Origin of the sequence: Aeromicrobium sp. Leaf245 (genome assembly GCF_942548115.1) — a bacterium.
In the GTDB taxonomy this organism is placed as follows: domain Bacteria; phylum Actinomycetota; class Actinomycetes; order Propionibacteriales; family Nocardioidaceae; genus Aeromicrobium.
The window spans coordinates 3008959-3019171 of record NZ_OW824151.1 but is presented as its reverse complement, the minus strand read 5'-3'; the positions used below and the strand labels follow the sequence as shown (position 1 = coordinate 3019171).

The window sequence follows — 10213 nt, the reverse complement described above, 5'->3', positions numbered from 1 at the left end:
ACGAAGTGCCGGCGCGTCTTGGGTGTGGCGACGCGAGAGAACACGTCTGAAGGTGAGGACTTCTGGTTCACCAGATGCCGGAAGTGCGACATCCCCCCGCCTGGGCGATTGATCCAGGTGCTCGTCAAGACAGGTCGGCAGCGTCTTCACCTAAAGGCCGCGCTCTCGTATGACCAGATCGAGTCCGCACTTCGATCATCCGAATCCCGCGGTCGCCCGACGGACATCGATGTGCGTGTCGCGGACCCCGGAGACAAGCAGTCGGGGTAACTTTGACTTGTCGTCGTAGTGACGGCCTCGCCCCTCGGGTCAACCCGTAGAGAATCGCCTGGGCATGCGGAACTGGAAGGTTCCTCATGTCCATTGTTGTTTCCGGGCAGTTGTCCGAGAAGCGGCGGAAGCTGCGCGCCCGCAAGGGAGTCGCTGTTCGACTCGGCAACGAGGCCGAGGCCGCGCGGCTCGACGCTGAGATCCGCGCCGAGCGCTTGGCTGACTACATCCGAGTTGCAGTAGATGCTGCGCCGCCGCTCTCTGTTGAGCAGCGCCAGCGTCTGGCCGTCCTGCTGAGCGGCGGTGACGCCGCATGACCTACTCACAGAGAAGGCGCCTCGCGGGTACGAACCACGAGGCGCCGGAGTCGAGCAACGGCCAGGCTGACGACTACCTCGATCTTAGGGCTGAGGACGATGTTCTCGCTCGGATTAGGCAGCGGGCTGCGTGCGACCCGCGAAAGGCACGTCGTCACGAGCAGCGGCGTGCTCGACGCCGGCAGCAGTTCTTCGACTCGTTCGTGCGCCCCGACCCAATCCAGCCGAACTCTTGGGGCATGACCGCCGATGAGTTGCGGGACTACGCGGCGCAACTGCGGCGTCAGGGCTGGTCCGACTGGGAGATCCGGGCGCGCTTGGCAGACCCGAGGGCGGTGGCCGCATGAAGCGCCTCACGGTCCGACGACTGGTCGGCAAGGACACGGTCTTCATCACTGGCTACAAGTCCAGGGAGTTGATCTACGCCGTGGGCGGCAAGCCGCTCTGGAACCGCACCTATCAGGCGTGGATGACTGGGGTCCGTCGCGGCTCTGACGTCATCGCGCTGGCCGAGCTCGAGGGGTACGAGGTCAGCTACGACGAGTTCGGCGGTGCGGCATGAATGACTGGGGCGCTGCCGACGCGCTCGCCGCCGTGCCTGAGCTCGTTGATCAGACGGATCGAAGGCCATGGCAGCCCGTGGACCTCAGCGCCGTGCTCGATGGGTCCTGGGAGCCGCCTGAGGCCGCCGTGGGACGCCGGAGCGACGGTGTGGGGCTGTTTTATCCTGGCAAGAGTCACACGATCGCGAGTGAGTCCGAGGCCGGCAAGACGTGGCTGGCGCTCTCGGCGTGCATCGATGAGCTGACAGCCGGGCGCCACGTCCTCTACTTGGACTTCGAGGACGACGAGGGCACGCTGGTCCGTCGGCTCCTCGCACTCCAGATCGCCCCGAAGGTCATCGCCGCTCAGTTCCACTACCTGCGGCCGCACGAGGCGCTCGGCGGAGGGATCAATCACGACGATCTCCGCTCGGTCCTGAGCGAGTTCAAGCCAACACTGTGCGTGCTCGACGGCGTCACGGAAGCCATGACCCTGCACGGGATGGACCCGCTCAACAACAAGGACGTCGCTGCGTTCGGGCGGATGCTCCCGCGCGCGATCGCCGAGGCCGGCCCGGCCGTCGTGTGCCTCGATCACGTCGTGAAGTCCAGCGAGAACCGAGGCCGCTACGCCATGGGAGGTGTGCACAAGCTCAACGGTCTCGACGGCGCCGCCTTCGTCCTGGAGAACAGGAAGCCGTTTGGCGTGGGGCTGACAGGCGTCACGTCCGTCCGCTTGGCGAAGGACCGGCCGGGCCAGCTCCGCAAGCATGGCTTGCCCGGCAAGGAAGGGCTCGTCTGGTTCGCCGATCTGCGGTTGACCAGCCACGCAGAGGGTTTCCTCGAGGTCGAGATCGCGCCTCCCGAAGCTCGGGTCAACGAGCCATTCAGGCCGACCGCCCTTATGGCGGAGATCTGCAGGGTGCTCGAGGAGCACGGGCCACTGTCGGCCGCCAAGATCGAGGCTCTCGTGAAGGGCAAGGCCACGACGATCCGCCAGGCCAGGCTCCTGCTCCAGGTCGAGAAGTACGTCACGGACAGCACTCCGCACGAGTTGCTCAAGCCGTGGGGTGGTGAGTCGAATGACTGACTCTCGTCCCCTCGTCCCCGGCTCGTCCCGGCTCGTCCCGGACGAGGCTGCACCACCCTCGTCCCTCGTCCCTCCCCTTAAGGAGGGACGAGGACCAGGGGTGCAGAAGGGGCATTCGGTGGAGGGCAACCTCGTCCCCCGTCCCGGTGAAGTTAAGAGCACCCGTCAGGAGGCTCTCGCCGATCTGATGCAGCAGATTTTCACGCACGAAGAATCAGGCCGATCGGTCCCGTGCGTGAACCCGAAGCTGAGTGCGTGGTGGCTCAGCGAGGACGTCGAGGTGCAGGAGGCTGCGGCACGGGCCTGCACGACCTGCCCGGCACTTCGTGACTGTCGCGCCTACATCGACGAGTGGCCGGAGGACGGTGGCGTGTGGGCTGCGCGCATCCCGGCGACGAGAGGTCGACACACGCGCGACCTGCTGGCGCGGGGTGGTGCCTCGTGAGGTGCGATCTAGTGACGACGCTGAGCAGCGCGCTCCGAATCACGGCGACCTCGGTGCCAGACACGCGAGAGCAAGTACACGCCGCCGACCAGGAAGACGGGCACAAGGAGTATCAGCACCAGCAGGATCTCGGTCGGTCCGATCTGTCGCATCACTCGCACAGCCTAGGTCGGCTGGGGGTGGTCTCGTGAGCACTTCGCGAAGGTCCTACATCCTCAAGGCCAGCGAGCCGATGGTGATGGTGCCGGCTCGTATCGCTGCCTTGCTCGAACGGGGGACGGACATCTCAGCCCTCCGGGTGCGGACCCGCGGCATCGATCCCGAGGCGTCGGCGGTGCTCGAGGCCGTCCGCATCGTGGCGATGAGCTGGTCACCAGCACCGGACTTTGCGCCAACGCAAAGCGAGGACGACAGCGAGCGCAAAGTCGCCGGATGCTCGGAGCAGTGGATGACAACTGGACAGGTTGCTCAGCGGTTGGGACTCACCCCGCAGGCGGTACGGAACGCGATCCGCGCCGGCCGCCTGCGGGCCACCCAGCAAGAGGGCAACAGGTTCCAGGTCAGCCGAGAGGACTTCGAGCAGTACCGAGCCGCGCGAGCGGGATGAAGGGACAGAAGATGGATCGAGAGCAGGCGACAAAGATCCTGACCGAGGCAGGTCGCGAGCACGAGGTCGTGGAGATCCTCGAGGGGATGCACGACCGCACCAGCGCGGCGTACAAGTCGATCGAGGATGACCCCGACCTGAACGACGAGGCGAAGCAGCGCCGGCAGGCGACCTACTACCTCGGCGTCATGGACGAGGTAAACGAGAAGCTCAGCGACCTCGCCTCACGAGTCACCGTCGTAGACCATGACGACGCTTCGACGATCTTCGGTGTGAAGGACCTCGACGGTGACCCGGCCAGCCTGGCGATCTCACGGCGTGATGCGGGTGACCGCGTGGACGCCAGCGACTCGGTGGAGGACAAGAGGAACCTCCTTGACCGGGCGCTGCGCTCCGGTGACGAGGTCCTCGCTCGTGCCGTCCTGGAGTGGGCGGTGCAGGCAGGGGACAAGGAGACCGTGAACCGCTACCTCTCGGCCCGACCCGAGCACCAGGCAGGACTCGAGCGACTCTGGGCGGCCGAGCATTCTCCGCGCCGAGGCTCCATGCGAACTGCCTTCGCCCTCTCCGGACTGAGGGGCGGACGGCTGAGCGGCATGACCAGCTACCAGATCCAGGCACTCACCGAGCCGGCTTACCGATGAGCAGCGCGGACGCTGCGGCGCGCGAGTTCGCCGACCGCCTGCTCGGACGAGAGTCGGTGTTGCCACCGCTCGCCGACGGCCAGGGCAAGACCGACCGGCCCGCAGACCTGGCCGGAGGTAACCGCGCATCGCGCGAAGGTCGTGGTGCAGAGCAGACGCGGCGCCCCGACCACGAGCGGCGCAAGTTCGCGAGCGAGCTGATGGGTCATGAGTTCCGAGACGAGAGGTACTTCGACTGATGGCTCGATCGATGACCCAGGGGGAGGCCCCCGGTCCCTGCAACGGCAGGCAGTCTCGACGCATACGGCCTTTCACACACACAGAGCTTGGATCCTCAGGCGTGTGGAAAAAGCGAATGGGGGGCAAGGCCCTGTGCCGGAGGAGGGCCGAGGCCAGGAGGAACGGGGACCTCCCCCTGGTCACGCGGGGAGGCCCGCGATGACCTCCTCGACTGACGCCGGCAACGGCATCCGACTTGCTCAGCAGGCAGTCGCCGCGGCGTCGCTCGATGACAGCGCACGGTCGCTCAGGCTGATCAACAGCGCAAATGAAGCAGAGGCGAAGTGGGCTGCGGCCTACCTGGTCGACTGCCTGATCCAGCTCACCGACCGACTGCCCGCCAAGAGCAAGCGCCAGCGCCGTCGCATCCTCCGTGAGGCGATCACCAATGACGAGGACGTGATCGCCAACCAGGTCGCCGTCTTCCTAGACGAGGAGGCCCATCGTGGCTGAAGTCGCAGGCCCCGCTTATGTGACGGTGGCACCATCGCTCAAAGGCTGGGAATCCAAACTCAACAAGCAGATCGCCACCCCTCTCGACAAGGCGGGCAAGAGCGGCGGCCAGAGCCTCACGGCCGCGTTCGGCAAGGTCGCCAAGACGGGCATGAAGGTCGCCGCGGTGGGCGTCGGCGCTGTCGTCGGCACTGCGCTGTCAAAGGGATTCGGACGCCTCAAGGGGATCGAGGACGCCGAGGCGAAGTTGCGAGGGCTGGGCAACTCGGCGAAGTCCATCGACAAGATCATGGCGAACGCACTGGAGTCCGTGAAGGGCACCGCGTTTGGCTTGGACGAGGCCGCCACTACGGCTGCCGGCGCTGTCGCCGCTGGAATCAAGCCGGGCCAGCAGTTGGCGAAGTACCTCGGCACCGTGGCGGACGTCGCCGCCCAGACCAATACCTCGATGGAGGAGTCTGGCCGGGTCTTGAACAAGGCGCGCACGATCGGCGCCGCGTACAACGACACACTTCAGACCCTTGCGGAGCGCGGGCTGCCGGTCTATCAGCTCCTCTCAAAGGAACTCGGCGTCTCCGCTGGCGAGGTCAAGGATCTCGCTTCGAAGGGCAAGATCAGCGCGGGAGTCCTTGAGAAGGCGCTTCGTCGGCAGGTTGGCGGGGCGGCGATGGAGGCCGGCAAGACCACCTCTGGCGCATTCAAGAACATGAACGCCGCCCTCGGACGGCTCGGCGCCAGCGCCCTCTCCGGAGTCTTCCCGAAGCTTTCCGGCGGCATGGGCTCAGTCACCAAGCGCCTCGACGAGCTCGGGCCCGCTGCTGAGAAGTTCGGACGAGGGTTCGGCACGTTCATCGAGGATGTCGGTCCGCCGACCGTCGATGTGCTGAAGTCGATTGCGGACGCCGGCAAGACCGTCGCCCCCGTCCTGAAGGCGATCGCGGGCGGCTTCGCGGCACTCCCCGGCGGCGCGCAGAAGATCCTCCTGCTGGCCGGTGCCGCACTGGTCCTCAAGAGCCGCTTCGACATCGCCACGCCGTCGCTGGCGAACTTCGATCGTCAGGCCGCGCTGACCACGGCGAAGTCGGTTGGACTGAAGGTTGGCGCCCTCGGCGCCGCGGCTGGGTTCGCGACGCTCGCCAGCAAGACCGGCGGCGCGTCCAGCTCGCTGGGCTCCCTCGCGACGGTCGGCGCTGGTGCGGCCGCAGGGTTCGCCGTCGGCGGCCCTTGGGGTGCGGCGTTTGGCGCTGCCGGCGGAGTGCTGTCGATCTTCACGAGCAAGTCCGATGCGGCCGCAGCATCACAGGCGCGATTCAAGGCTGCCGGCGCCGCAGTCGTTGCCACCCTGAATCAGCAGACGGGTGCGCTGAGTGCTGCATCCCGTGCCGCTGCCGCCAAGTCGTTGCAGGACAGCGGAGCCCTCACGATCGCCGAGGAAATGGGTATCTCGCTTGCAGACGTCACGGACGCAGCACTGGGCAACAGGGCCGCTTTCGACCGCGTGAACGCTGCTACGAACCGCTACGTAGCCGCCCAGGGAGACAGCTACGGGGCGAACCTGGCGGCCAAGGCATCCGTCGACGTTCTCTCGAAGTCAATCGGTGGTGTTCAGTCAAACATCAACGGGTTCCGCCGCGGCCTCAACCAGACCAACGAGGCACTCGGGAAGCTCGACGGCAAGAAGGTCGCCGCGGAGATTCGGATCAATGGCCTGGGTGGAGCGCTCGCCGGGCTCGCGGCAGTCGGCTCGCGTCTCGACTCGATCATCGCGAAGAACGCGAAGGTCAAGGTCGGCAACAACGCCAAGGGCACGGACAACTGGCGCGGCGGTCTGACCTGGGTGGGTGAGCGCGGCCCCGAGCTCATCAACCTCCCGAAGGGCTCGCAGGTTCACACGGCGCAGGAGTCCAAGCGGATCGCGAACATGAAGCCGAAGACGGCTGCTGAGTCCTCGGGAAGTTCAACTGCTGACTTGCAGGCCGCCGTCACCCGAGGCGTGATCAAGGGACTCACCGGAGCCACCTGGCGAGCTGACGACCGGGGGAACATGCGCCTCCACTCGATGGGGGGCTGACGTGAGCGACGGAGTCCTGGCGATTGACGCCGTCAGTGAGACCCGACGACCCCGCTGGGTCTCCACGGTCACGGCAACATGCGACTTCATGCGATGGGGCCCTGAGGTTAACGTGTCGTTCGCGGCTGAAAACGCACCCGTGAAAGACCTGGGCATATGGCACGCTCGCTCTTATGTGGAGGACGCATGAGGCCGTGTTCGAGGACAGCCATGTGTTGTTCACTTGGGCCTTCGGGGTCGAACTCAAGGGCTTGAGCGGAGCCGCCGACCGTCTGCTCGGCAGCGGAATGGCGGATGCCGTCTCATACTCAGCTAGGTCGAATGTCCTCCTCGCACCGGAGTTCCGTCAGCGAGATCGACTTATGAGGAAGGCAGACGACCTCGCGGACGTCCTGCGCCAGTTGGTGGAACTCGACAGAGTCGGGTTCCGTGATCTGCTCAGGCTAAGTGCCAGAAACCCGAGGACCATCGGGACGTTGACTCGAGTTGCACTGGAGGCCGCACGACCACGGCGTCCGGTTCCGGGATCTACGCCGGACGAGGGTCAGAGCCTTCAGGAGACCATCGCCGTTCTTGAAGAGGCCGCTCAGGAGATCCGTTCGACGGCAGCATCCGCGCAGGTGTACCTAGCTGCCTTGCGATTTTTTGAGATGCGGATGCTCAGGCCGTCCTACCTGGATCGATCGACCGCCGTCAGAGTGCAGTTGCGGCCGATCAAACTCGTGGTCAAGTTGGCGGGCAAACGAGTGGAGCAGATTTGCCATCCTCTGTTGCTGCTTGGTTCCGGCGGCGTGGTTCTGGTGTCGCTCCAATTGGAGCTTCCTGAGTCAATTGAGACCGTCGATCTACTCGAGGCCCTACGGGCCTCAGAGGTACGGCTAGAAGACGCTTGGCTTGCGCCGGGGCTGGCTGCATCCTCAAGCCTGGCGTCGGACGCTCAAGAAACGGACGCTGAAGGCTGGGTCCGTCTACCCCGGTCCCAGGAGTCAATGGGATTGGGGCTCGACGACGTCTGGGCCGTTCTCCAGGAAGCTGTATTGCGAGCTGCGAAGCTTGAGTCTTACGGAGAGTGGTTGTGCTACCCCACCTTGCAGTTCCGTGCCGGCGGATGCTGTCGCTCTCACCAGAGTTGGCGCAAGAAGCACGAGAACGACCTTGCAAACATCCTGCTCAAATTGCCTGATCGTAGATCGCTCACCCGCCAACAAAAGGAAGCCGTTCCCCCGGACACCTCTTTCATGGAACGCTCGTCCCTCTGGCACTCACAGGCGATCACAGTGTCTCTCAGCGCGCCGGACGAGGTCATCGAGAATCAGATTGAGAGGTTCGCCACCGCTCAGATTGTGGTCGAGATCTTCCTTATCCAGTTGATGTCCTTGCGCGTTCTTAGCGACGCCCTTGCGGTGGCGGCCGGACAAGGCCTTCGGGGACTTCGACAGCATCAATTGAGGCTCATTCTGGCGCTCGAAGAGTTCGATCACCCAGTGTTTTCCTACGGTTCCGCAAGCGATGATGCCAGCCGCATGTTGGAAGCGATGGGGGCTTCTGGGACGCGAGCCCGGCTCCGTGACAGAGTTTCAGATCTCGGCTCGCTCATCGCCGTGGGGAGATCGGAAAAGAGTGCATCTCGCGGCGTATGGTTAGCCGCCGCTGCCCTAGTGGTTGCCCTGGTTTTCTCCGTACCATCCCTTGCGGAGGCCGTGCGTGAACTGCGAACTGTGCCGGCGGGCACACCCTTCCTCGGCTCGTTGCTCGCTCCCCTTCGCGAGGGCGAAGTTTCAGCAGCTGTAGTGGCGGCTTGGGGGGTCGTGTCGGCGCTCGCTGGGCTCGCAATCTTGCCCGCCCTGTTGAACGTGGCACGTCGCGCGCGAGTCGTGTCATTTCCTCTCAAGCGCCGTCGCCATGCCCACCGTTGGTCTGAGGGGACCATTACGATCCTCGATCGGGGAGAACCTGGCGACCTTTGAGTCGAAGCATGTCAATCGACGCAGCCGCGACGGTTACCTCACTTCCGACCGGAAGCATGCTTCCGGTCGACGAGCGCCAGGCCGCCGAGCTCCGTGGCGCGACGTCGAGCGTGCTAACGCCCGGTTCGGACTCGAAGCTGCATGCATCCCAACGCACGCAGTGAGCGCCGAGTGCGAGGTCTAGACAGTGCGCCAGAGCTCGTAGTCTTCCTCAACTTCGAGGAGACCAAAGTTGAGCTTGCTCAGCGCGGACTTGCTGTGCTCATTCAACGGGTGCACGCGCGCGGAAATGCGTCCCCCAAGAGCTCTCTCCCGCAACTCCGGGAGGAGGGTGTCGAACGCGTGAGGGCCATACTCGTTCCCTTGGTGGAACAGGTGCACGCCCATAAAGGCTACGAAAATGCCTGCCTCAGGGTCGTGTTCGTCGGCGTCCTCATACCCAACTACGACCGATAGATCGTGGTTGAAGTGGAACAGCCGGACCTCGCGGTCCTGCCGCTCAGCCTGCCACCCGAGAGCGCCGCGGATGGCATCCTCGACCTCAGCTTCCCACTCACGTTCCGGAGACTGACAACAAAACGACTCAAGATCGTGCCGGTCGCTCTCCTCGGCCCTACGTCCGGGCATCGGACGCGCCGGAGGATGTCAGTCGAAGGCTGGACGCGGTTTGGAAGGCGTGAAGTGAGCGATCGGCGCGTCCGAGTCGCTTGCCAGAAGAGCAAGCTCGGAAGGTGTGAGTGAAGCGGACTTCGCTCGGCTGGATGAGCGAACCACGATCCAACTTGCCTCGTCCACTGCGCGAACCGTGTTGGGTGCGTCTGTGTAAGCGATAGTCGTCATGGTCGTCTCCCCTCTGCTCTAAGAATGTAAACACTACAGCCCCGCCGCTAGTTCCCGCACGACGCCCGTTGCCTTTGAGACGAAACCTTCACGGGCCGCCAAGATCTCGTTCGCGCTGGTGAGACCAGTAGTCGATGGCTGAAAGATCAGGACTTCGCCGAACACTGAGCAGGGCGGCAGCTCGCTCTCTCGCGGGTCCGCAGGTAGCACATGCTGGGCACCGAACTTCAAGGTCCGACCGCGAACGTCCTGGCGGAGGCGCTCCCTCAACTGCTGAGCGTTCACGACGCCGAACTCGACCTGAAGTGGCCCGAGTTCGTCCTCGATGTCAGCAAGGATGGCCACATCTGATGCGCGGAACGTCGGCGGGACGCGTTCCGACAAGTTGAACCGAACTGCGCGCTGCGCCAGCGACTCGCGAACTTCGTCGAAGTCGAGGTCGACGGGCACGCTAATCAATGCGCGAAAGCCGCTCACGCGGATGTTCTGGGGGCGCATCGTGTTGAGCGTTCCTTCGATGGTTCGTGCCACCGAACTGGGCAAGCGCTCTGTGGTGACTTGTTGGAGCACCAGCGAGTTGCGGCCGGTGTTCACCCGGTGTTGCAAGGATCCGACGGCGACGCCGACGATGTCTTCCTCGTCGATGAAGGCCTTGGGCGTCAGGTTCTCTTCGTACCAGTCCAGCAAC

Annotated in this window: 12 protein-coding genes; 10 read left to right on the top strand and 2 right to left on the bottom strand. The window is 64.7% G+C overall.

The window, feature by feature from the left end; genetic code table 11:
• Positions 1–356: 356 nt before the first annotated feature.
• The 10 genes from NBW76_RS14775 to NBW76_RS14730 all read left to right on the top strand — a co-directional run bounded on the left by NBW76_RS14775 (position 357) and on the right by NBW76_RS14730 (position 8685).
• On the top strand, positions 357–587 hold the full coding sequence (locus tag NBW76_RS14775) for a hypothetical protein (protein ID WP_056552350.1): 231 nt from the start codon (positions 357–359) through the stop codon (positions 585–587).
• A gap of 343 nt (positions 588–930) precedes the next feature.
• Entirely contained in the window at positions 931–1149 is a 219-nt protein-coding gene (locus tag NBW76_RS14770) for a hypothetical protein (RefSeq protein WP_056552348.1), read from the top strand.
• Entirely contained in the window at positions 1146–2219 is a 1074-nt protein-coding gene (locus NBW76_RS14765) for an AAA family ATPase (RefSeq protein WP_200932643.1), read from the top strand. The genes NBW76_RS14770 and NBW76_RS14765 overlap by 4 nt, the downstream gene beginning before the upstream one ends.
• A 118-nt stretch (positions 2220–2337) precedes the next feature.
• Positions 2338–2664 carry a hypothetical protein gene (locus NBW76_RS14760; RefSeq protein ID WP_156364651.1) on the top strand — a complete coding sequence of 109 codons (327 nt, stop codon included), beginning with the start codon at positions 2338–2340 and terminating at the stop codon, positions 2662–2664.
• Between the two features lie 187 nt (positions 2665–2851).
• Complete coding sequence (locus NBW76_RS14755; protein ID WP_056552335.1) at positions 2852–3271, top strand: helix-turn-helix domain-containing protein; 420 nt, start codon at positions 2852–2854, stop codon at positions 3269–3271.
• Positions 3272–3282: 11 nt separating this feature from the next.
• Positions 3283–3915, top strand: coding sequence for a hypothetical protein (locus NBW76_RS14750; protein ID WP_156364650.1), 633 nt, complete (start codon positions 3283–3285; stop codon positions 3913–3915).
• On the top strand, positions 3912–4154 hold the full coding sequence (locus NBW76_RS14745) for a hypothetical protein (RefSeq protein WP_056552320.1): 243 nt from the start codon (positions 3912–3914) through the stop codon (positions 4152–4154). The genes NBW76_RS14750 and NBW76_RS14745 overlap by 4 nt, the downstream gene beginning before the upstream one ends.
• A gap of 199 nt (positions 4155–4353) precedes the next feature.
• The gene (locus NBW76_RS14740) at positions 4354–4647 is read left to right on the top strand and encodes a hypothetical protein (protein ID WP_056552319.1); all 294 of its coding nucleotides are present in this window, start codon (positions 4354–4356) and stop codon (positions 4645–4647) included.
• Positions 4640–6718: a tape measure protein gene (locus NBW76_RS14735; protein WP_156364649.1), complete on the top strand. Its 2079-nt coding sequence runs from the start codon at positions 4640–4642 to the stop codon at positions 6716–6718. The genes NBW76_RS14740 and NBW76_RS14735 overlap by 8 nt, the downstream gene beginning before the upstream one ends.
• Before the next feature lie 194 nt (positions 6719–6912).
• The gene (locus NBW76_RS14730; protein ID WP_056552311.1) at positions 6913–8685 is read left to right on the top strand and encodes a hypothetical protein; all 1773 of its coding nucleotides are present in this window, start codon (positions 6913–6915) and stop codon (positions 8683–8685) included.
• A gap of 180 nt (positions 8686–8865) precedes the next feature.
• Here NBW76_RS14730 and NBW76_RS14725 read toward each other — a convergent pair whose 3' ends face one another.
• Entirely contained in the window at positions 8866–9312 is a 447-nt protein-coding gene (locus NBW76_RS14725; protein ID WP_056552309.1) for a hypothetical protein, read from the bottom strand.
• A 246-nt stretch (positions 9313–9558) separates the two neighbouring features.
• Complete coding sequence (locus tag NBW76_RS14720) at positions 9559–10212, bottom strand: hypothetical protein (RefSeq protein ID WP_056552306.1); 654 nt, start codon at positions 10210–10212, stop codon at positions 9559–9561.
• Between the last annotated feature and the right edge of the window lies 1 nt (position 10213).